General features: G+C 65.5%; 23 protein-coding genes. 13 read left to right on the top strand and 10 right to left on the bottom strand.

What is annotated here, in order from left to right; translation table 11 throughout:
* Window positions 1-18 precede the first annotated feature (18 nt).
* Genes ACWPMX_RS08540 through ACWPMX_RS08550 form a run of 3 tightly spaced genes read right to left on the bottom strand, consistent with a single transcriptional unit; the run spans window position 19 to window position 3,154 of the window.
* Window positions 19-816, bottom strand: a complete 798-nt coding sequence (locus tag ACWPMX_RS08540) for an SDR family NAD(P)-dependent oxidoreductase (RefSeq protein ID WP_455699609.1) — start codon at window positions 814-816, stop codon at window positions 19-21.
* Between the two features lie 16 nt (window positions 817-832).
* Window positions 833-1,972 (bottom strand): acyl-CoA dehydrogenase family protein, encoded by a 1,140-nt coding sequence (locus tag ACWPMX_RS08545; RefSeq protein ID WP_455699610.1) that lies wholly within the window; start codon window positions 1,970-1,972, stop codon window positions 833-835.
* Window positions 1,973-1,975: 3 nt separating this feature from the next.
* Entirely contained in the window at window positions 1,976-3,154 is a 1,179-nt protein-coding gene (locus ACWPMX_RS08550) for an acyl-CoA dehydrogenase family protein (protein ID WP_455699611.1), read from the bottom strand.
* Between the two features lie 328 nt (window positions 3,155-3,482).
* Between ACWPMX_RS08550 and ACWPMX_RS08555 the strand changes: the two genes are divergently transcribed.
* The 3 genes from ACWPMX_RS08555 to ACWPMX_RS08565 are packed head-to-tail and all read left to right on the top strand — an operon-like array spanning window position 3,483 to window position 6,959.
* The gene (locus tag ACWPMX_RS08555) at window positions 3,483-4,769 is read left to right on the top strand and encodes an acyl-CoA dehydrogenase family protein (protein WP_455699612.1); all 1,287 of its coding nucleotides are present in this window, start codon (window positions 3,483-3,485) and stop codon (window positions 4,767-4,769) included.
* Window positions 4,766-5,854, top strand: a complete 1,089-nt coding sequence (locus ACWPMX_RS08560) for a Zn-dependent alcohol dehydrogenase (protein ID WP_455699613.1) — start codon at window positions 4,766-4,768, stop codon at window positions 5,852-5,854. Before ACWPMX_RS08555 ends, ACWPMX_RS08560 begins: the two co-directional genes overlap by 4 nt.
* Window positions 5,855-5,870: 16 nt before the next feature.
* The gene (locus tag ACWPMX_RS08565) at window positions 5,871-6,959 is read left to right on the top strand and encodes a phosphotransferase family protein (RefSeq protein WP_455699614.1); all 1,089 of its coding nucleotides are present in this window, start codon (window positions 5,871-5,873) and stop codon (window positions 6,957-6,959) included.
* Here ACWPMX_RS08565 and ACWPMX_RS08570 read toward each other — a convergent pair.
* Window positions 6,956-9,235 (bottom strand): S8 family peptidase, encoded by a 2,280-nt coding sequence (locus tag ACWPMX_RS08570; RefSeq protein ID WP_455699615.1) that lies wholly within the window; start codon window positions 9,233-9,235, stop codon window positions 6,956-6,958. The genes ACWPMX_RS08565 and ACWPMX_RS08570 overlap by 4 nt on opposite strands.
* A 284-nt stretch (window positions 9,236-9,519) precedes the next feature.
* Here ACWPMX_RS08570 and dapD point away from each other — a divergent pair, with 284 nt between their 5' ends.
* Genes dapD through ACWPMX_RS08595 form a run of 5 tightly spaced genes read left to right on the top strand, consistent with a single transcriptional unit; the run spans window position 9,520 to window position 11,576 of the window.
* Window positions 9,520-10,359 carry a 2,3,4,5-tetrahydropyridine-2,6-dicarboxylate N-succinyltransferase gene (gene dapD, locus ACWPMX_RS08575; RefSeq protein ID WP_455699616.1) on the top strand — a complete coding sequence of 280 codons (840 nt, stop codon included), beginning with the start codon at window positions 9,520-9,522 and terminating at the stop codon, window positions 10,357-10,359.
* A 52-nt stretch (window positions 10,360-10,411) separates the two neighbouring features.
* On the top strand, window positions 10,412-10,729 hold the full coding sequence (locus ACWPMX_RS08580) for a hypothetical protein (RefSeq protein WP_455699617.1): 318 nt from the start codon (window positions 10,412-10,414) through the stop codon (window positions 10,727-10,729).
* A 7-nt stretch (window positions 10,730-10,736) separates the two neighbouring features.
* Entirely contained in the window at window positions 10,737-10,958 is a 222-nt protein-coding gene (locus ACWPMX_RS08585; protein WP_455699618.1) for a DUF2945 domain-containing protein, read from the top strand.
* A gap of 10 nt (window positions 10,959-10,968) precedes the next feature.
* Window positions 10,969-11,154 carry a DUF3008 family protein gene (locus ACWPMX_RS08590; RefSeq protein ID WP_455699619.1) on the top strand — a complete coding sequence of 62 codons (186 nt, stop codon included), beginning with the start codon at window positions 10,969-10,971 and terminating at the stop codon, window positions 11,152-11,154.
* Complete coding sequence (locus ACWPMX_RS08595) at window positions 11,151-11,576, top strand: DUF1810 domain-containing protein (RefSeq protein ID WP_455699620.1); 426 nt, start codon at window positions 11,151-11,153, stop codon at window positions 11,574-11,576. The genes ACWPMX_RS08590 and ACWPMX_RS08595 overlap by 4 nt, the downstream gene beginning before the upstream one ends.
* Here the strand turns inward: ACWPMX_RS08595 and ACWPMX_RS08600 are convergent.
* The gene (locus ACWPMX_RS08600; protein WP_455699621.1) at window positions 11,573-12,847 is read right to left on the bottom strand and encodes a dipeptidase; all 1,275 of its coding nucleotides are present in this window, start codon (window positions 12,845-12,847) and stop codon (window positions 11,573-11,575) included. The genes ACWPMX_RS08595 and ACWPMX_RS08600 overlap by 4 nt on opposite strands.
* Window positions 12,848-12,937: 90 nt before the next feature.
* Between ACWPMX_RS08600 and ACWPMX_RS08605 the strand changes: the two genes are divergently transcribed.
* Both ACWPMX_RS08605 and ACWPMX_RS08610 read left to right on the top strand, forming a co-directional pair.
* The gene (locus tag ACWPMX_RS08605) at window positions 12,938-13,408 is read left to right on the top strand and encodes a pyridoxamine 5'-phosphate oxidase family protein (RefSeq protein ID WP_455699622.1); all 471 of its coding nucleotides are present in this window, start codon (window positions 12,938-12,940) and stop codon (window positions 13,406-13,408) included.
* Window positions 13,362-13,826, top strand: a complete 465-nt coding sequence (locus tag ACWPMX_RS08610) for a DoxX family protein (protein ID WP_455699623.1) — start codon at window positions 13,362-13,364, stop codon at window positions 13,824-13,826. Before ACWPMX_RS08605 ends, ACWPMX_RS08610 begins: the two co-directional genes overlap by 47 nt.
* Here the strand turns inward: ACWPMX_RS08610 and ACWPMX_RS08615 are convergent, their stop codons facing one another.
* Window positions 13,827-14,078, bottom strand: coding sequence for an SWIB/MDM2 domain-containing protein (locus ACWPMX_RS08615; RefSeq protein WP_455699624.1), 252 nt, complete (start codon window positions 14,076-14,078; stop codon window positions 13,827-13,829). It lies immediately after the preceding gene.
* Window positions 14,079-14,338: 260 nt separating this feature from the next.
* Between ACWPMX_RS08615 and ACWPMX_RS08620 the strand changes: the two genes are divergently transcribed.
* Window positions 14,339-15,766 (top strand): S41 family peptidase, encoded by a 1,428-nt coding sequence (locus tag ACWPMX_RS08620; RefSeq protein ID WP_455699625.1) that lies wholly within the window; start codon window positions 14,339-14,341, stop codon window positions 15,764-15,766.
* Here the strand turns inward: ACWPMX_RS08620 and ACWPMX_RS08625 are convergent.
* Window positions 15,763-16,362: a TetR/AcrR family transcriptional regulator gene (locus ACWPMX_RS08625; RefSeq protein WP_455699626.1), complete on the bottom strand. Its 600-nt coding sequence runs from the start codon at window positions 16,360-16,362 to the stop codon at window positions 15,763-15,765. The genes ACWPMX_RS08620 and ACWPMX_RS08625 overlap by 4 nt on opposite strands.
* Window positions 16,363-16,482: 120 nt before the next feature.
* Here ACWPMX_RS08625 and ACWPMX_RS08630 point away from each other — a divergent pair, with 120 nt between their 5' ends.
* A complete protein-coding gene (locus tag ACWPMX_RS08630) occupies window positions 16,483-17,367 on the top strand; it encodes a metal-dependent hydrolase (RefSeq protein ID WP_455699627.1) in 885 nt (294 codons plus the stop codon).
* A gap of 62 nt (window positions 17,368-17,429) precedes the next feature.
* Here the strand turns inward: ACWPMX_RS08630 and ACWPMX_RS08635 are convergent, their stop codons facing one another.
* The 3 genes from ACWPMX_RS08635 to rplU all read right to left on the bottom strand — a co-directional run bounded on the left by ACWPMX_RS08635 (window position 17,430) and on the right by rplU (window position 18,941).
* Complete coding sequence (locus tag ACWPMX_RS08635) at window positions 17,430-17,963, bottom strand: GNAT family N-acetyltransferase (RefSeq protein WP_455699628.1); 534 nt, start codon at window positions 17,961-17,963, stop codon at window positions 17,430-17,432.
* Window positions 17,964-18,147: 184 nt separating this feature from the next.
* On the bottom strand, window positions 18,148-18,417 hold the full coding sequence (gene rpmA, locus ACWPMX_RS08640) for a 50S ribosomal protein L27 (protein ID WP_455699629.1): 270 nt from the start codon (window positions 18,415-18,417) through the stop codon (window positions 18,148-18,150).
* Window positions 18,418-18,434: 17 nt separating this feature from the next.
* Window positions 18,435-18,941 (bottom strand): 50S ribosomal protein L21, encoded by a 507-nt coding sequence (rplU, locus tag ACWPMX_RS08645; protein WP_455699630.1) that lies wholly within the window; start codon window positions 18,939-18,941, stop codon window positions 18,435-18,437.
* A gap of 181 nt (window positions 18,942-19,122) precedes the next feature.
* Between rplU and ACWPMX_RS08650 the strand changes: the two genes are divergently transcribed.
* On the top strand, window positions 19,123-19,620 hold the full coding sequence (locus ACWPMX_RS08650; protein ID WP_455699631.1) for a hypothetical protein: 498 nt from the start codon (window positions 19,123-19,125) through the stop codon (window positions 19,618-19,620).
* Window positions 19,621-19,661 lie beyond the last annotated feature (41 nt).

Genomic DNA, 19,661 nt, shown 5'->3' on the forward strand with positions numbered 1-19,661 from the left:
AGCGTCGCCCGGCAACGCTCACGATGGCTGGGCGAAGTGCGACGGCAAGAGGGCGTTGACGATGCCACCGTCGATCGTGAGCGTTTCGCCCACGGTGTAATCGCCCGCGCGGCTGGCGAGGTAGACGGCGGTGCCGCCCATGTCGAACTTGTCTCCGACCCGCTTATTCGGGATGCGCGATGCGGAACCGTCGGCATCGTCGCGCGCCGCGCGGTTCATGTTGGATGGGAACGCCCCGGGCGCGAGACTCGTCACATAGATGTGATCGGTGACCAGCCGAGCGGCCATGCGGCGCGTCAGGTGGATCAGCGCCGCCTTGCTCGCCTGGTAGCTGTAAGTCTCCCACGGGTTCACCCGCTGCCCGTCGACCGACGTGATGTTGATGACCTTGGCCGGATGATCTTGGCTCGCGGCCGCCGTCAGCAACCCGTGGAGCTTCTGCGTCAGGAAGAACGGCGTCTTGACGTTAAGGTCCATGACCTTGTCCCAGCCTTCCTCGGGGAAATCCCCGAAATCCGCGCCCCACGCCGCACCGGCATTGTTGACCAGGATGTCGAGCTTGCCTTCTTTCGAAGCCACTTCGGCCACGAGTTCGTCGATGCCGGCCATGGTCGAGATGTCGCCTTGGATCGGGATCACCTTGTCGCCAAGCTCGGCCGCAGCCTCGTGCAGTTCGCCGCCCTTGCGCGCAGTTATGTACACCCGCTCGATCCCGGCTGCGAGGAAGCCCTCGACGATCATCCGGCCGATGCCACGACTGCCGCCGGTCACCAGCGCGACGCGGCCCTTGAGGCTGAACAGGTCTTCGAGGGTCATGCTTCTCTCCCTTGGATCAGTACCCGCTCAGCCGCGCGACGCGGTCGGCATGGTAATAGACGTCGCCCATGAACTCGGCGAGCGCGCGGTCGCGCTTCATGTAGAGGCCGACGTCGTATTCGTCGGTCATGCCGATGCCGCCGTGCATCTGGACGCCTTCCTTGACCGCGAGGCTTGCGGCCTTGCCCGCCTTGGCCTTCGCCACCGAGGCCATCAGGCCCGCCTGTTCGGACCCGGCATCGAGAAGCTGCTGCGCCTTGATTGTCACCGCACGGGCGATCTCGACTTCGGAATAGAGATGCGCGGCGCGGTGCTGGAGTGCCTGGAATTCGCCGATCAGGCGGCCGAACTGCTTGCGCTGCTTGAGGTAGTCGACCGTCATGTTCATCGCACCGCGCGCGACGCCGACCGCTTCCGCCGCCGCGCCGACGCGGCCCGCGTCGAGCACCTTGTCGAGCACTGCGCGGCCGCCATCGACTTCGCCGATCACGGCGTCACCGTCGAGTTCGACTCCGTCAAGCGTCATGTGGCTTGCCATCGAACTGTCGACCAGCCGGACCGAGTTGTGGCCAAGCCCCGCCGCTTCCTTCGGCACCGCGAACAGGGTGACGCCGTCGGCCTCGTCATCGGCACCCGAGGTGCGGGCGGACACGACGATCATGTCCGCGCTCGCGCCGTGGACCACGAAATCCTTTTTGCCGGTCAGGCGAAAGCCATTGCCCGACTTCTCGGCGCGGGTAGCGATCCGTTCGGGCCGGTGCTTGGGTCCCTCGTCGAACGCGACCGCGAGCACGCTGTCACCGGCGATCAGGCCAGGGAGCCAGCGGCCCTTCGCCTCGGCACTCGCATGGGCCAGCGCGCTCGCCGCCATGACCGAGCTGGTCAGGAACGGCGACGGGGTGAGGTTGCGGCCGATCTCCTCGAGCACGATGCCCGCCTCGACATGGCCCATGCCCAGCCCGCCATCTGCTTCCGAAACGAGCAGGCCGGTGAAGCCCATCTCGGCCATTTGCTGCCACAGGCCGTGGCCGAAGCCGTCCTTGCACTCGCGGTCGCGCCAATGGCGCAGCTGCTTCGATATCGCGCCTTCCTCGCCCATGAACTGGGCGGCGGTCTCGGCGAGCATCGCCTGGTCTTCGGTATGGTAGAGAGGCATCGATCAGGCTCCCGGAAGGTCGAGAATGCGCTTGGCGACGACGCCGAGCATGACTTCGCTGGTGCCGCCCTCGATCGAGTTGCCCTTGGTGCGCAGCCAGGCGCGCGACGGCTTGCCGCCGCCGGTTTCCTCGCTGTCCCATTCGAGCGCGGTCGAGCCACCTGCCGCCATCAGCAGCTCGTGACGGGTCTTGTTGAGCTCGGTCCCGGCGTACTTCATCATGTTGGGCTGTGCAGGATGTCCGCGACCAACCTTGAATTCGTCCATGAACTTCTCGCTCATCGCGGTGAACGAGAGCGCGTCGATATCGAACAGCGCCATCTCGGCGCGCAGCACCGGATCGAGCGCGCCCGCACGGCTCGCCGCCGCGCCGAGCGAGGTTGCGCGATCGCCGCCGCCGGTCGCCGAGATCATTTCGCGCTCGTGACCGAGCAGGTACTTGGCGACGTCCCAGCCGCGATTGATCTCGCCGACATAGCCGGGGATGTCCTCGCCGTAGGACTTGGGAACGGTGACGTTGTCGAAGAACGTCTCGCAGAACGGGCTGCTGCCGCTGATCAGCTTGATCGGTTTCGTCGTGACACCACCGCCGTGCATGTCGAACAACATGAAGGTGATGCCCTGGTACTTGTTCGCCTTGTCGGTGCGGACGAGGCAGAAAATCCAGTCGGCTTCGTCGGCATAGCTGGTCCAGATTTTCTGGCCGTTGACGATCCAGTGGTCGCCCTTGTCCTCGCCGAAGGTCTGCATCGAAACGAGGTCGCTGCCCGAGCCCGGCTCCGAGTAACCCTGGCACCAGCGCACTTCGCCGCGCGCGATCTCGTTGAGGAATTTGCGCTTCTGACCTTCGGTACCGAAGTGCAACAGCGCGGGGCCGAGCATCCAGATGCCGAAGCTGGAAAGCGGTGCACGCGCCCCGATCGCCGCCATCTCGTCGCGCAGAATCTTGGCCTCCGCCGCCGAAAGTCCGGCGCCGCCGTACTCCTTGGGCCAGGCGGGAACTGTGTAGCCCGTGTCGCGGCACGCCTCGAACCAGGCCTTCTGCGCGTCGTTCTTGAAGGTCGCATTCTTTCCGCCCCAGTAGACGTCACCCTCGTCATGGACGGGCTGGCGCATTTCGGGCGGGCAGTTGGCTTCGAGCCACGCGCGGGTTTCCACGCGGAAGGCATCCAGGTCGGCCATGGGAATCTCCTCTCGTTGACGTTTACGTTAAGGCCGTTTCCGGCTCCGACGCAAGGTCATTCGAACAGCTTGCGATGCCGTACCGTCAATTCAAGGGCGTTGACGCGGCGCGTGTCTGCTTTACCATACCGCTTATACGAGAGATTTCGGGAAGAGGAACGATATTCAAGGATACCGCGATACCGAAAACAATCGAGCGTCCCGTCACAGGCAGCTTGGTTCGCAGCGGATTGAGACTCATTCCCCACTCCCGAATCGCGGCTGTTCCGGCACCCGCCGGACGCCCGTGACCGATCACGTTTTGACCATCTGGAAGGACTGCTGAGCCATGGATTTCGAACCCACCGATCGCCAGAAGCACTGGCGCGACCGCGTCCGCCATTTCATCGAAACCCATGTCCGTCCGCGAAATTCCGAATACAAGGCAGCGCACGAGAAAGACCGCTGGGGCGTAAACCCGGTCATCGAAGAGGAAAAGGCCCGCGCCAAGGCGCAGGGGATCTGGAACCTGTTCATGCCGCCGCAGGCGGGCCGCCCCCATGTCGACGACAGCTTCGAATTCGACGGCCCCGGCCTGACCAACCTCGAATATGCGCTGTGCGCCGAGGAAATGGGCCGGATCGGCTGGGCGAGCGAGGTGTTCAACTGCTCGGCGCCCGATACGGGCAACATGGAAGTGTTCCATCGCTACGGCACCCGCGACCAGAAGGACGAGTGGCTCAAGCCGCTGATGGAGGGCGAAATCCGCTCGGCCTTCCTGATGACCGAACCCGCGGTCGCAAGTTCGGACGCGACCAACATCGAATGCCGCATCGTCCGCGATGGCGATCACTACGTAATCAACGGCACGAAATGGTGGTCGTCGGGCGCGGGGGATCCGCGCTGCAAGATTGCCATCCTGATGGGCAAGACCGACACCGAGGCCAAGCGCCACCAGCAGCAGTCGCAAATCCTCGTGCCGCTCGATGCCGAAGGCGTGAACATCAAGCGCTTCCTGCCGGTCTTCGGCTATGACGACAGTCCGCACGGCCACATGGAGATCGTGCTGACAGACGTACGCGTTCCCGCCGCAAACATCATCCTCGGCGAAGGCCGCGGGTTCGAGATCGCTCAGGGCCGCCTTGGGCCGGGCCGCATCCACCACTGCATGCGCACCATCGGCGTCGCCGAGGAAGCACTCGAGAAGATGTGCAAGCGGCTCCAGATTCGCGAAGCGTTCGGAAAGCCGATCTACCAGCATTCGGTCTGGGAAGAGCGGGTCGCCCGCGCGCGCATCGACATCGATATGACACGCCTCCTCTGCCTGAAGGCGGCGGACATGATGGACAAGGTCGGCAACAAGGCGGCGGCGCAGGAAATCGCCATGATCAAGGTCCAGGCTCCGACGATGGCGCTCAGGATCATCGACGACGCGATCCAGGCCCACGGTGCCGCCGGTGTCAGCGACGACTTCGGCCTCGCCAATGCCTACGCCCACCAGCGCACGCTGCGGCTCGCCGACGGACCGGACGAAGTCCACGCCCGCGCCATCGCTCGTATGGAGTTCGCGCGTCACGCGCCCAACATCGGAAACGACGACAGCTTCAGTTCGGGCGACGTGGGCGTCAGCCGGTGAAGGCAGCCGTACTGATCGAGCCGGGCACCCCGCTGGCGATCGAGGACCTCTCGATCGCCAAGCCGGGCCCGCACGAGGTGCTCATCCGCACGGCCGCCTGCGGGCTCTGCCACTCGGACCTCCACTTCATGGAAGGGACCTATCCGCACGCCCTGCCGGCTGTGCCCGGGCACGAAGCGGCAGGCGTGGTCGAAGCGGTCGGTAGCGAGGTGCGGACGGTCAGGCCTGGCGATCACGTCGTGTCGTGCCTCAGCGCGTTCTGCGGGCACTGCGAATTCTGCGTGACCGGCCGGATGGCGCTGTGCCTCGGCGGGGATACGCGGCGTCAGAAGGGCGAGGCACCACGGATCACGCGTCCGGGCGGCGAGATGGTCAACCAGATGCTCAACCTTTCGGCCTTTGCCGAGCAGATGCTCATCCACGAGCATGCCTGCGTGCGCATCGATCCCGAAATGCCGCTCGACCGGGCTGCCGTGATCGGCTGCGCGGTGACGACCGGCGCGGGCGCGGTGTTCAATGCCTGCAAACTCGTGCCCGGGGAGACCGTCGCGGTGATCGGCTGCGGCGGCGTGGGCCTGGCGGCGATCAACGCGGCGAAGATCGCAGGTGCCGGACAGATCATCGCCTGCGATCCCGTCCCCGCCAAGCGCAAGCTCGCCAAGGTCCTCGGCGCGACCCATGCGGTCGACGCCATGGCCGACGATGCCGTGGCGCAAGTGGTCGAGATTTCGCACGGCGGGGTCGACCATGCGATCGAGGCGGTCGGCCGGCAGGCCTCGGCGGATCTTGCCTGCAAGATCCTCCGCCGTGGCGGGACCGCGACGATCCTTGGCATGATGCCGCTCGACTGCAAGGTCGGCCTAGGCGCGCTCGACCTGCTGTCGGGCAAGAAGCTGCAGGGTGCGATCATGGGCATGAACCGCTTCCCGGTCGACCTGCCGCGCCTGGTCGATTTCTACATGCGAGGGCTGCTCGACCTCGATACGATCATCGCCGAGCGGATTCCGCTGGCGGAGGTCAATGAGGGCTTCGACAAGATGAAGCAAGGCGACAGCGCGCGTAGCGTTATCGTTTTCGATCAGTAACTTCGGGAAACAATCTATGAGTTTGTCGATCCCCGATATCGATGCCCAGACCGCATTTTCGGGCACGGTCGAGCCATCCGCCGCCGATCATCTCGACGAAGAGAAGCTCACTGCCTGGATGACCGAGAACGTCGACGGCTTCGAAGGCCCGCTCGCGCAAGGCAAGTTCAAGGGTGGCCAGTCGAACCCGACGTACAAGCTCTCGAGCCCGAGCGGGAACTACGTCCTGCGCCGCAAGCCGTTCGGCAAGCTGCTGCCGAGCGCGCACGCGGTCGATCGCGAATTCCGCGTCCAGTCGGGCCTCCACAAGGTCGGCTTCCCGGTCTCGCGCCAGTACGGCCTGTGCGTCGACGATGACGTCGTGGGATCGTGGTTCTACGTCATGGACATGGTCGACGGTCGCACGATCTGGGACGGCGCGATGCCGGGTGCCTCCCCCGAGGAACGCCGCGCGGTCTACTTCGAGATGGTCGACACGCTGGCTGCGCTCCACAACGTCGATCTCTCGCAGGCCGGCCTGGAAGAATATGGCAAACCCGGCAACTACTTCGGGCGGCAAGTTGATAGATGGACTAAGCAATATCGCCTCTCCGAAACGGACGAGTTGTCGTCGATGGAGAAGCTGATCGAGTACCTGCCGGCGACCCTGCCCGAGCAGACGCGCACCAGCGTGGTTCACGGTGATTACCGCATCGACAACATGATCTTCGCACACGATGCTCCGAAGGTTCTCGCGGTGCTCGACTGGGAGCTGTCGACCCTCGGCGATCCGATGGCCGACTTCACCTATCTGTGCATGGCCTACGTCACCGAGAACGGCGGCCGTTCGGGCGTGATGGACCTCGACCGCCCGGCCCTCGGCATCCCCGAGATGGACGAGGTCGTCGAACGATATTGCGCCGCGACGGGCCGTACCGAGGTGCCCGACATGAACTGGTTCTTCGCCTACAACTTCTTCCGCCTCGCGGGCATCCTGCAGGGCATCAAGAAGCGCGTGATCGACGGGACCGCCAGTTCGGCGCACGCCAAGGCGCAGTCCGAGCGCGTTGGTCCGCTGGCCGACAAGGCGTGGGAATTCGCGCTAAAAGCCGGCGCGGCGGGCTAGAACCGACGCGACCAGCGCATCGCCACGCCCGTGTCGTCGGGCTGGCTGGCGATGTGCCCCGGGTCCTTGCGATAGAACACGCTGGCAGCGGCGCTGCCGCCGAGGAACGGCCCGGTCCACGCGATTTCGCCGTCGAGTTCGCGTCCGGTCGGGCTGAGCGACAGCGTGCGGGTCGCGTAGGTCGGCGTGAGCGTCGCGTAATCGTAATCGACCGGCAAGCTCAAGGCGAGCCCGCCCTGCTCCACCCGCAGCGGCTGCGATACGCGCAAGCCGAGCGAGTCGAACCGGCCCAGAACGCCCTGCTTCACGAGGTCGGCGGACCACGAGCGGCTGACGAAACCGGAGCCGGTGACGATCGCCCCGCCATGGTCGGCACGCGTCCAGCCCTGCCGCACCGCTCCTCCCAGCCGCCAGCCGGGGGCGAAGCGCCAGCCCGCGCTCCCATCCGCAAATAGCGTTCTCGCCCCGTTCGCGCCCAGCGATTCGTGGAAGAACCCCCCGAGCAGCGTTCGTTCTTCGTCGAGCCAGGTTAGGCCAAACGCCGCTTCGAGAGAGCCAAATCGGCGGTCGGCGGCGAGCGAAAAGCTGGTCAGGCCCCAGTCCTCGCGGCGGCGGCCGAGGATACCCTCGGTCATCCTGAGGTTGCCCAACACCGCCTCGCCCGTCTGGCCGCTCGCGGTCAATCCCCACGAACCCAATTGCTGGCGATAGGCCAGCGAAGCCTTGGCCGCATCGGTGAAGCCTGCGTCCCCGCCGGCATCGCGCGCGATCAAGAAGGCCGGGCGCTCCTGGCCCTGGAGCTGCGCGACGAGGCCGTCCGAACGCTCCCGGAAGGCAAAACCCACCTGCCGGTAGGGGGCGATTTTCATCGCCACGCGCGCGGCGAGCACCCTCTCAACCTCGGCGTCGCGACGATCGAGCCGGAGCTGGCTCGGCCACGTTGCGCCGCCCCGCGAGCCGCCGGTCAGGGTAAAAGCCATGCTCATGCCCTCGCCCCCACCTCCGACGTGCCGCGTGCCGGCATCGATCGCGCCGAGCAGCCGCGGAGCGACTCCGGCGCGCTGCATCCCATGCTCGAGATCGGTCCCGTAGGCCCGGCCATACCGGTCGAGCACTACTGTGCGCATCGCGGCGGTGGTAAAAGCATCGCCCATCGCTTCGGACCCGATCGCGATGTCATCGTCGAGTTCGACCACAGCCGTGCTGCCCGCCAGCGTCGTCGCTCCACGGGGCGCGAATGCTGCCGCGATATCGAGAATGCCGCGACCATAGGTCGCGTCGGTTCCCGCAGCGCCGGCGTCGCGCGCACTCGAGAGGAGTATCTCGACGATCTGCGCTCCCGTCAGATTGGGGAACGCCTGCTTCAGCAGGGCAACAGCACCCGATATCTGCGGCGCGGAGAAGCTGGTGCCCGACACGACGGTTACGAATGTTCCGCTGGGGCTAGTCTCGACCTTCAGGACGCCGTTCTCGTAGACGCAGCACACCCGCTCGCCGAGAGCGGAAAGGAAGGCGCTCGCCTGTGCCCCGGCCCTGTTCGAGAATGCCGAGAATTGCCCGGAATCGTTCACCGAGCCCGCAATGATGACGTTCGCTCCTCCCGCGGACCGCACGGCGGTTGCGAAAGGGTTCGGCTGATTCGGATCGATCGCCGGATCGCTGCCGTCGCCTTCGTTACCTGCCGAAACCACGATCACGAGACCCGCGGCCGAGGCGCGTTGAACTGCCGCAAGCAGCGTATTGCTGGGGGCCTCCCCGCCAAGACTGAGGTTCACGACCGCTGCCCCGGCGGACACCGCGCGATCGATCCCGGCGGCGATGTCGCGGTCGTTGAACACGCAACCTTCCGCATCGTTCGAATTGTTGGAGCAAGTGCCCGGACGATCGGCGCGCAGGGCCACAATGGTCGCATTGTAGGCGATGCCCACGATACCGGTGTTGTCGCGCGCCGCGGCGGCGATCAGGGCGACTTGGGTGCCGTGGTCGTCGACCGCCTCGACGGTACCGTTTCCTGCGACGTCAGCACTCGCTGGGTCGATCCGTCCGACGAATTCGGGACTGTCGCGATCGATGCCGGTGTCGACGATGCCGATCTTGACGCCCGAACCAGTCGCCCCGCTCGACCAGGCGCTGACGGCATTATGGAATCCGGGGCCATCCGACCGCCTGAATTCCGCCGTGTCGAACGTCGAACCTGGTGGCGGGGTGGGCGTGGGAGAAGGGGTCGGCGCCGGACTTGGCGAAGGCGTCGGCGCGGGCGCAGGTGTGCTGATCACGCCTCCTCCGCCGCCCCCACCTCCGCCGCACGCGGCCAGCGTGAGCAACGCCCCAAGAGCGCAGCCCAGTTCAAGTCGCACGCGTGAGCGCAACGGGCGAGTCATCGATGTCAGCGTCCCCGATTAGTCCGCCCCTGCATAGCACCAAATTCGTTGAAGCCTCGCTGAACGCCATGGTGACCGGAGTGGAAAGTCTGGCGCCGCCCGGCAATGGTTTTCGTGCGCTTGCCGCGGCCTCGCTGCGTCGCTAGCGCCCGGGCAAGTTTGCACACGGGAGCTCCGCCATGACCATCGACCTCGCCTCCACCATCGACGCAGCATGGGAGCGCCGGACCGAGGTCACCCCCGCCAGCAGCGACGTCCGCGAAAACGTCGAGGCGGCGCTCGCAATGCTCGATGCCGGGACGGCCAGGGTCGCAGAGCCCGATGGCCAAGGCGGCTGGCAGGTGAACCAGTGGCTCAAGAAGGCGGTGCTTCTCAGCTTTCGACTGGCCGACAACGTCGTGATGGAGGGCGCGAGTGCCAGCGCGCCCGCGTACGACAAGGTCCCACTCAAATTCGCCGGATGGCGTGACAACCGCTTCCGCGAAGCCGGTTTCCGCGTAGTCCCGGGCGCGGTCGTCCGCCGTGGAAGTTTCATCGACCGCAACGTCGTGGTCATGCCGAGCTTCGTGAACATCGGCGCCTATGTCGGTGAAGGGACGATGGTCGACACGTGGGTCACGGTCGGCAGCTGCGCACAGATCGGCAAGAACGTCCACCTGTCGGGCGGGGTCGGTATCGGCGGAGTGCTCGAGCCGCTGCAAGCCGATCCGGTCATCATCGAAGATGGCTGCTTCATCGGCGCGCGTTCCGAAGTGGTCGAGGGCGTGCGCGTCTGCGAAGGCGCCGTGCTGTCGATGGGCGTGTTCATCGGTGCCTCGACCAAGATCGTCGACCGCGCGACCGGCGCGGTCCATATCGGGCGCGTGCCGCCGTACTCGGTGGTCGTGCCGGGGTCGCTGCCGGGCAAGCCGTTGCCCGATGGCACTCCGGGCCCGAGCCTGTATTGTGCGGTCATCGTGAAGACCGTCGACGCGCAGACCCGCGCCAAGACCGGCATCAACGACTTGCTGCGCGACTAGGAACCCGCGCCGCGCCCGAACGTAATTGCCAAACGAAAAAGGGAGCCAGTCAATGGAACAACGGGGCGAAGAAATTCACGCGAGCGAAACCGAAGCGAGCGGCGGCTCGAAGGAAGGCGTCGTGCGCTGGGTGCTGATCATCGGCACGCTTCTGGCGGTCATCGCGCTCACCTTGATCTGGGTGACCGGCGCAGCCGTGCAGGACGATGGCGCGGATAGCGAGACCAGCGTCGAGAACCCGGCTGCCGTTCCCGCGCCCGATACCTCGGACGTGCCGGTCCTCGACGAGCCTTCGGCAGCGGCGGCTCCCGAAGCGTCGGCCACCCCGGGTGACGCACCGGCGGGCGATCCGCGATCCGACGCACAATAGGGCTGGCATGGCGGGCAACGGTTTTCGAAAAGGGGCTGCGGTCCGCTGGAACTGGAGCGGCGGCTCGGCGACCGGCAAGGTCGTCGAGCGATTCGAGCGACGCGTGCAACGCACGCTCAAGGGTTCGAAAATCGTCCGCAACGGCACCACTGAGAATCCCGCCTACCTGGTGGAACAGGACGACGGCGCGCGCGCTTTGAAACTGGGATCGGAACTGGACGGGGCATAGGAGCCCAATCGTGCCAGCCACTTCGAAAGCTCAGCAGAAAGCCGCCGGAGCCGCCCTTTCCGCCAAACGCGGCGAAGCGAAGGTCAAGGACCTCAAAGGCGCATCGAAAGAGATGTACAAGTCGATGAGCGAAGATCAGCTCGAGGACTTCGCGCATACGACACGCAAGGGATTACCCGAAAAGAAGTCCGATTGAGCACGCTCGACCGGTTTATCACGGCCCAGTCCGGCGGAGTTCACGAACGCGCGCTGGCCGAGATACGGGCTGGGAGCAAGCGCAGCCACTGGATGTGGTTCGTCTTCCCGCAGATCGCCGGGCTCGGCCGAAGCGAAACGGCGCGGTTCTTCGCAATTGCCGACCGCCACGAGGCGACCGACTTTCTCGACCATCGAGTGCTCGGGCCACGGCTTGTCGAAGTGACGAAAGCCGTATCCGCGTGGGCCGACCGCAAATCGGCCGAGGAAATCTTCGGGGCCATCGATGCCATCAAGCTCCGCAGTTCGATGACGCTGTTCGAGCATGTCGGCGAGGAGCCCGCCCCTTTCGCCGCAGTGCTGGACGCATTCTTCGGCGGCGACCGCGACACTGCGACCCTCTGCCTCTTGTCCGCTCCCTAGAAGACCGACGGGTTCTCGATCGGCGGATCGCTGCGGTGAGCCGCAGCATAAGCCTCCGCGCCGCGCAACACGCGCGCCATGTTGCCGCCGGCGATCTTCTGCAGGTCGGCCTTGCTGTATCCGCGCCGCGCAAGCTCGGTGAAGAGAACTGGATAGCCGGTCGAGTCCTCCGCGCCGACCGGGCCGGTTTCCATCCCGTCGTAATCGCCGCCGATGCCGATGTGGTCGATCCCCGCCAACTTGCGGATGTGGTCGATGTGATCGGCCCAGTCCGACACGGTCGCGAGCACTTCCGGGTGCGCCGCCCTCCAGGTCGCCATGCCCTGCTTCACCGCGTCGGGATTGCCGCGCCAAAGCGAGTTGAGGCGTGCTTCCTCTGCTGCCGCATTAGCAACCCATTGCCGCCGCTTCTCGCTGAGAAAGTCGGGATAGCCGACGGCCATCACGATCCCGCCGTTGGCTTTCATCCGGGCGAGCACGGTGTCGGGCACGTTGCGCGCGTGGCCGTCCACCGCGCGAGCGCCCGAGTGGCTGAAGATGACCGGGGCGCCGGTTACGTCGAGCGCATCCATCATGGTTTTCTCGCTGACGTGGCTGAGGTCGACCAGCATCCCGAGCCGGTTCATCTCGCGCACGACGTCCTTCCCGAATGCGGTCAGCCCGTTGTGTACCGGCGCATCGGTCGCGCTGTCGGCCCACGGCGTGTTCTTGGAATGCGTCAGCGTCAGGTAGCGCGCGCCGAGATCGTGCATCTGGCGCAGGACGGCCAGACTCGAACCGATCGAGTGGCCGCCCTCCATCCCGATCAGCGAAGCGACCCTGCCTGCCTTCATCGCCCGCGCCGCGCCATCGGCGGTGGTCACGAACTGCATCCGGTCGGGATGACGCGCGAGGATCCGTTTCATCACATCGATCTGCTCGAGCGTCGCCTGCACCGCCTGCTGTTCGGTCAGGTTGGCACTGACGTAGACCGACCAGAACTGCGCGCCGACCTTGCCCTTGGCCAACCGTGCCAGGTCGGTGTGCATCGGGCCGAGGCTTTTCGCAGGGTCTGCGGTCCCGGTTGTATCGGCGAAGTCGAGGCCCGCGATCATGTTGGCATAGCGATCGCGCAACTGCTCCGGCACATCGTTATGTCCGTCCCACACCGGCGTCGCATCGAGTGCGGCAGCGGCGACCTGCTCGGGAGTCGGCGCGGCATAAGCGGTGCCGGACAGCAGCAGCGCAGCAAGGGCAATCGGCAGGGCTTTCATCGGCAACCTCGACTTCATTGAAGAATTGATCGTAGCGGTGCAACCTGGCGCGCGCCATGCGGAACCCGACAGGGGCTTCAAACCTTTGGTTATCGAAGGAGAGCCCCGATGACAAAGACCCTCAACGACATTTCCGATGACATGAAGCAGATCGATTTCTGCACCCTTGTGACCCATGCGCCCGGCGGCACGATCGGGGCCCGGCCGATGAGCAACAACCGCGAAGTCGCATACCAAGGCGATACGTGGTTCTTCACCTACGAGGACCGGCAGATGGTCGCCGATATCGAGCGCGATCCCAACGTCGGCATCACATACCTTGGCAGCGCAGGGCTGAAGGGCATCCTCGGCGCGCCGGGGCAGTTCATCCATGTCGAGGGCAAGGGTGAAATCGTGCGCGACAAGGCGCGCTTTGCCGAGCATTGGGACAAGTCGCTCGATCGCTGGTTTCCGCAGGGAATCGACACGCCGGGCGCGGTGATGCTGCAGATCGCCGCGACCCGCATCCACTATTGGGACGGCAAGGACGAAGGTGAAGTTGCGCTCAAGGACAAGGCAGTCTGGACCGAGGGGCCCTGAGACGGGCGGCGGGCTCGTACTCACCGTCCTCCGGCTGCTGCTGGCAGCATTCTACGCCGTAGCGGGCTATTTCCACCTGGCAGCGCCCGCCCCGTTCCTGGCAATCATGCCGCCTTGGGTGCCTGCTCCCGAGGCCGTCGTTTTCGCCACAGGAATAGCCGAACTGTTCGGAGCCGGCGGGTTGGTGCAGGGCTGGTCGCAAGGTCTGCGGCGCGTGGCGGGTTTCGGGTTGGCGCTCTACGCGCTGTGCGTCTGGCCGGCGAACTTCCATCACATGGCGCTCGACATGGCGCAGCGGTATAACGGTTGGGGGCTGGGCTATCACCTGCCGCGGCTGGCGTTCCAGCCGGTACTCATCTGGCTTGCGTTGTGGACGGGCGAGGTGACCGGATGGCCCCTCGCCCGCCGCACATCGTAATCAGCTCATGTGCTTGGAAACGGCACCGGTCATCTTGAACATCGAGATCTGCTCAGCCCCGGTCACCTTGCCCAGCGCGGCGTCGGGATTGATCATACGCTTGTCCTTGGTGTCCTGGAGACCGTTCTTCTTGATGTAGTCCCAGACCTTCGAGGTGACCTGCGCGCGGGTCATCGGGCCCTTGCCCACGACCGCCTCGAGGTCACCCGTCAGGTTAACCGGCTTCTGAAGAGCGTTGTTCTTGCCAGCCATGATCAATGGTCCTTTCCTGCTTGGCTATGGAGGCAATCCTAAGGCCTCCTCTTCCCCGCGGCGAGGGGACAAAGCCCCTCAACAAGAGTTTTCGACAGGCGCGAAGGGCATTTCGACCTGATTTTCGCCTGAAATCGACTTCGCGGGCACGATTCGATTGCTCACGAGACATTCAGGCAGCAAAGTCGATACATCGTCATGTATGCCGCGGACGCCGTTCCCGGCCGTCAAACACAGTAAAGAGGGGCTGTCATATGGGCATGGGTCGCACTTCGCTCGCCATCATTCTCGTCGGTGCCGTAACCGCGTGCGGTGGCGGTGGAAACAACAGCGGAGGCGGCGCGCCGATCGGCAATACGCCAACCCCGACTCCCGCACCAACGACCAGCACGTGCGCTCTGTCGGCGCGGCAGGATTTTGCCAAGGCCGTGATCGACGAGTGGTATCTTTTCCCGACATTGGTCAACAACTCGGTCAACAAGGCCAGCCATTCGACGGTGCAGTCGTACATCGATGCCCTGGTTGCGCCCGCGCGGGCACAATCGCGCGATCGATATTTCACCTACATCACTTCGATCGCGGAAGAGAACGCGTTCTTCAATTCGGGTTCGAGCGCCGGGTTCGGCGTCCGCCTGAACTACGACACGTCGCAGAACCGGGTGTTCGTGGTCGAAGCATTCGAAGGGGCGCCGGCGCTCACGGCCGGAATCGACCGCGGCACGGAAATCGTCGCGATCGGCACTTCGGCGTCCAACCTGCAGACCGTATCCTCGCTCATGGCGAGTGGCGGGGCGCAGGCTGTGGTCGATGCACTCGGCCCGAACACCGCGGGCACGACCCGCGTGTTGCGGGTCAACATCGGCGGGACGCTGCGCGACCTCACGGTTACCAAGGCCGACTATGCGCTCGACCCCGTATCCAATCGCTACGGCGCGCTGGTCCTGAACGACGGCGGCAAGCGCGTCGGCTACATCAACCTGCGCACCTTCATCGATACCGCGGAAACCGATCTCAAGAGCGCCTTCGCGACCTTCAAGGCGCAAGGCGTGACCGAAGTGATCGTGGACGTGCGCTATAACGGCGGTGGGCTGGTGCGGATTGCCGAGGTGTTCGGCGATCTCCTTGCGGCGAACAAGGTCGGCCAGGTCTTCAGCTACACGACGTTTCGCGACAGCAAGGCGTCGAACAACTCGACCAAGAATTTCGCTGCCCAGACCGACGCCATCGCGGCTACCAAGATCGCCTTCATCGGCTATTCGGGCACGGCTTCGGCGAGCGAACTGCTGGCCAATGCCTTCATTCCCTATCTCGGCAACAGCACGGCGCTGATCGGCAGCAACACCTACGGCAAACCCGTCGGCCAGATCGCACTCGACCGCGCGGCGTGCGACGACCGAATGCGCGTCGTCGCGTTTCGGACCGAGAATGCCAGCCGCCAGGGCGATTACTATACCGGGCTTGCCAGCGTGTTCCCGCGGACCTGCTCGGCGGGGGACGACATCACCCGGCAGCTCGGCGATCCCAACGAGACCGCGATCAAGACCGCGCTCGACTTCCTTGCCGGGCGGACCTGCACCGCGATCACCGCGGGCGGCGGCCAGACCGCGCTGTCGGTCGGCCGGAAGCCCGAATTGATGCGCCCGGCCGAGCCGAGTGCGGCCCAGCGCGAAACGCCGGGATTGTTCTAGGTCGGTTCGGGATCGCGCACGAGCGACGCGATCAGCAGTCGTTCGGCGCGGTCGCGGGCCGTGCTTTCGGGCAAACCCAGCGAGCGGCTGAGCGCGCGGCCCATGAGCGCGTCGCCCAGTGCCAGCAGGACCAGCGTGAGTGTCGTTTCATGCAGCGCCAACACGCCTTCATGCCCACTGGCCTCTTCGGGGGCCAGTTCGTCGACGAGTTCGTGGATCGTCTCGACGATGGGATCGAGCGCATCCTCGTTCCCGCTCGCGAGCATCCAGCTCGCCAGCGCTCCCGCACCCTCCTTGTCGAAGGCATCGAAAGTGAGGTCGACGACCTCTCGCGGACTGCCCAGCCCCGCCCGGCTCGCGCGAACAGCTTCCTTGATGGTGTCGCAGACAGTTTCGGCGAGGTGCTGCGCCAGCGCCTTCTGCAGGCCCGAAGCAGATCCGAAATGATGCAGGAGGTTGGCGTGCGTGCGACCGATTCGCCCCGCTACCGCCTTGAGCGTGACCGATTGCGGACCGGTCTCTATCAGCAGGTGGCGCGCGGCCTCGAGCGCGGCGGTGCGCGATTCCTCGGGACGCAAGCGCTTACGTGCGGTCATCCGACTGCGCCTAGTCCCATGCACGCCGCACAGCAAGGCGCAGCACAATCGCCAAAACCTTATTGACACTGATGTCAGCAATCACTATTCACATCAATGTCAGTTACAGGAATTGATTCGATGAACGCTCCTACGAAATTCGACCTCGAAACGACCGCGCAGACCACCGCGACCCCGGCCGATCTCGACATCATCGTGCGCGATCGCCGCTTCCTGCGCGGCCAGAAGGCCAAGCGCTGGTGGCTGGGCGGCGACCCGATCGCGACTGCGTGGTTCAATGCCCTGTCGGCGACCTTCCCGCGCGGCGAGGCGTTCTTCATCGAATCCGTCCGTGCCTTTCGCGACGGCGCCGATCCGAAGCTCGCCGGCGAAATCCGCGCTTTCATCCGCCAAGAAATCAACCACACCCGCGAGCACATCGTGCTCAACAAGCTGGCCGAGGACAGCGGCTACGACATCGCCTTCATAGACAAGCGCGTCGAGGAACTGCTGGCGCTCCTCAAGGACCGGCCGGCCTACCTCAACCTGGCCGCCACCATGGCGCTCGAGCATTTCACCGCGATGTTCGGACAGGAACTGCTCGCCAATCCCGCGCACCTCAATGGGGCGGAGGGCGATCTCAGCGACATCTGGCGCTGGCATTCGGTCGAAGAGATCGAGCACAAGGGCGTGGCCTACGACACCTGGCTCCATGCAACGCGCGACTGGAGCCGTTGGAGGCGCTGGAAGGTCAAGAGTCTTATGATGGTGCTGGTGACCAAGCGCTTCATTGGCAACCGCGTCGCGGACATGAAGGACCTCCTCGCACAGGACGGCCTCGCCGGCTGGAAGGTCACCGCGCGTATCTGGGCCTATCTGCTGCTGCGCCCCGGCTTCCTCCGCCGCATCGTGCTGCCGTGGATGGCGTTCTTCCTCCCCGGCTTTCACCCGTGGAACGAGGACGACCGCCACCTGATCAGCAGATACGAAGGCGACTTCGCCGACGCGCTGCTGCCAGCCACCTGAGGCCGATTACCGATACAGCGAGGCGCCGCTCCGGTCCGACCGGGGCGGCGCTTTGCGTTTGATCAGGCCGCGCATCTGCACGGCATGGCGTTACCCTCCAGATCGAGAGCGTGCTCGACCGATTCCACCTCGCGCCCGCGGGCGAGGCTGAAACGCTGCCGGTGGCGGCCCGTCGGCACGAATCCGACCTTGCGCAGGACCCGGCCGGAGGCGGGGTTGTCGACGAAGTGCCCCGCGACGAGATGCCGGTGGCCGAGCATTCTGGCGATCTCCAGCACGCCGCGCGCAGCCTCTGTGGCATAACCGTGGCCCCAGGCATCGCGCCGCAGCCAGTAGCCGACCTCGACCGCGTCCTCATGACGTCCGAGTCCGGCGGAACCGACGAGGCGCCCGCTCGAAGATTCGATCACCGCGAAGCTGGGCAGGCACTGGTCCTGCGGTTGGCTGGTCCAGTGCCGGGCGTCGCCCTCGCTATAGGGCCACGGCGCGCGGGCGAGGTTGCGCACGATTCCTTCCTCGCCGATGCCGGCAAGGATCTGCTCCCAGTCTTCGGGCCAGATCGGCCGCAACAGCAGCCGCTGGGTCACATGGAACATCGCACTTCTCCCTATCGCGCACCGGCCGCTAGAGCAGTCCGGTGACAGCTTGATTGCGAGGGAGAAACGACAAGAGGGAGACGAGCCTCCCGATTGCTCGGGCTGGCCCCATCTCCCTCGTCGGGCCGGAGTCACCTCCGGCGAGGGGCCATCCCTTGGACGGCCCCGCTAAGGAAACGTCCGGTTATTCCGCGGCGACTGCCATCATGTCGACCGAAACATACTTGCGGCCGAGTTTGCCCGAGTGGAATCGGACGCGGCCTTCTGTCAGCGCGAACAGGGTATGGTCCTTGCCCATGCCGACGTTGGCACCCGGGTAGAACTTGGTCCCGCGCTGACGCACGATAATGTTGCCCGGAATCACTTCCTGGCTGCCGAACTTCTTGACGCCGAGGCGACGGCCCGCGCTGTCGCGGCCGTTGCGGGACGAACCGCCTGCTTTTTTATGTGCCATTGTTTCGTCCTACCTTCTTACTTGTCGGTCTTCTTGGCAGCCGGCTTCTTGGCGGCAGCCTTGGTAGCGGGGGCCTTCTTCTCGGCAGCGGGCTTCTTGTCCGCAGCAGCCTTGGGCGCGGCTTCCTTCTTGGGAGCGGCAGCCTTCTTCGGCGTTTCGGCCTTCGCAGCTTCGTCAGCCTTCGGAGCGGCTTCCGCCTTGGGCGCGGCCTTCTTCTCGGCCTTGCTGTCGCCGACCGAAACGATGCGCAGCAGGGTCATCTGCTGGCGGTGACCGGCCTTGCGGCGGTAGTTGTGCCGGCGGCGCTTCTTGAAGACGACCACCTTCTCGCTCTTGGCCTGGGCGATGATCTCTGCCGAGACGACGGTCTTCGCCGCGTCGGCCAGCTTTTCGCCTTCGCCGGCGAGCAGGACGTCGCCCAGGGTGATCGTATCACCGGCGTCACCCGCCAGCTTCTCGACCGCGATCTTGTCTCCGGCGGCAACCCGATACTGCTTGCCGCCCGTGCGCACTACTGCGAACATGGGTAATTCACTTCCGCTTCTGTCTGTGGCCACCCAAAGCGAGCGGCGGGTCCGGTGTCCGCAATGGAGCGGCCCGGAAAGATGGGTGCCGTTAGTGGATGGTCCCGGCGAAGTCAACGGCCACTCGCGCGGATTTGCAACTCGGCTTCCCCCGAGCGCCGGTCATGCTAATGGACGCTGCGTGACACTTCGCAAAGCCCTCGCCTCGCTGCTTCCCGCCGTTTCGCTCGCCGCCTGTGCATCGACCGGCGATTACCCTTCGCTGGCCCAGCGCCCGGCCGAACGGATCGAGGGGACATTCACCCCCGATACCGCCCCGCCCGCGCCGCCTCCGCCCGTCGCGCCGAGCGCCGACCTTGTCACCCGTCTTGCCGACCTGCAGCGCCAGGCGCAGGCTGCACACGGGGAGTTCCGCAACGCGACCCCGGCAGCGGAGCGACTCGCGGCAAATTCCGGAAGCAGCGGTAGCGACAGCTGGGCCGCCGCACAGGTGGCCCTCGCCGACCTCGATTCAATTCGCAGCCGCGTGGCGGTCGCCTTGGCCGATCTCGATACCCTGTGGATCGATTCGACGCTCGAAGCCGGTCCGCGCGAGGCGATCGGGGCTACCCGCACCTCGGTCGAGGCGCTGGTGGCGGAGGAAGATGCCGTGCTCGCGCGTCTGCGCGGGCGGCTCTGACATACCGGTGCGCCGGTCCGGCTGAGACGGACCGACGCACC

This window comes from Tsuneonella sp. HG094, from assembly GCF_053819285.1.

Bases quoted from the DNA above. Each gene is read 5' to 3' on its own strand.
- ACWPMX_RS08540 (WP_455699609.1), bottom strand. From the start codon at position 816: ATGACCCTCGAAGACCTGTTCAGCCTCAAGGGCCGCGTCGCGCTGGTG.
- ACWPMX_RS08545 (WP_455699610.1), bottom strand. From the start codon at position 1,972: ATGCCTCTCTACCATACCGAAGACCAGGCGATGCTCGCCGAGACCGCC.
- ACWPMX_RS08550 (WP_455699611.1), bottom strand. From the start codon at position 3,154: ATGGCCGACCTGGATGCCTTCCGCGTGGAAACCCGCGCGTGGCTCGAA.
- ACWPMX_RS08555 (WP_455699612.1), top strand. From the start codon at position 3,483: ATGGATTTCGAACCCACCGATCGCCAGAAGCACTGGCGCGACCGCGTC.
- ACWPMX_RS08565 (WP_455699614.1), top strand. From the start codon at position 5,871: ATGAGTTTGTCGATCCCCGATATCGATGCCCAGACCGCATTTTCGGGC.
- dapD (WP_455699616.1), top strand. From the start codon at position 9,520: ATGACCATCGACCTCGCCTCCACCATCGACGCAGCATGGGAGCGCCGG.
- ACWPMX_RS08580 (WP_455699617.1), top strand. From the start codon at position 10,412: ATGGAACAACGGGGCGAAGAAATTCACGCGAGCGAAACCGAAGCGAGC.
- ACWPMX_RS08585 (WP_455699618.1), top strand. From the start codon at position 10,737: ATGGCGGGCAACGGTTTTCGAAAAGGGGCTGCGGTCCGCTGGAACTGG.
- ACWPMX_RS08600 (WP_455699621.1), bottom strand. From the start codon at position 12,847: ATGAAGTCGAGGTTGCCGATGAAAGCCCTGCCGATTGCCCTTGCTGCG.
- ACWPMX_RS08605 (WP_455699622.1), top strand. From the start codon at position 12,938: ATGACAAAGACCCTCAACGACATTTCCGATGACATGAAGCAGATCGAT.
- ACWPMX_RS08615 (WP_455699624.1), bottom strand. From the start codon at position 14,078: ATGGCTGGCAAGAACAACGCTCTTCAGAAGCCGGTTAACCTGACGGGT.
- ACWPMX_RS08620 (WP_455699625.1), top strand. From the start codon at position 14,339: ATGGGTCGCACTTCGCTCGCCATCATTCTCGTCGGTGCCGTAACCGCG.
- ACWPMX_RS08625 (WP_455699626.1), bottom strand. From the start codon at position 16,362: ATGACCGCACGTAAGCGCTTGCGTCCCGAGGAATCGCGCACCGCCGCG.
- ACWPMX_RS08630 (WP_455699627.1), top strand. From the start codon at position 16,483: ATGAACGCTCCTACGAAATTCGACCTCGAAACGACCGCGCAGACCACC.
- ACWPMX_RS08635 (WP_455699628.1), bottom strand. From the start codon at position 17,963: ATGTTCCATGTGACCCAGCGGCTGCTGTTGCGGCCGATCTGGCCCGAA.
- rpmA (WP_455699629.1), bottom strand. From the start codon at position 18,417: ATGGCACATAAAAAAGCAGGCGGTTCGTCCCGCAACGGCCGCGACAGC.
- rplU (WP_455699630.1), bottom strand. From the start codon at position 18,941: ATGTTCGCAGTAGTGCGCACGGGCGGCAAGCAGTATCGGGTTGCCGCC.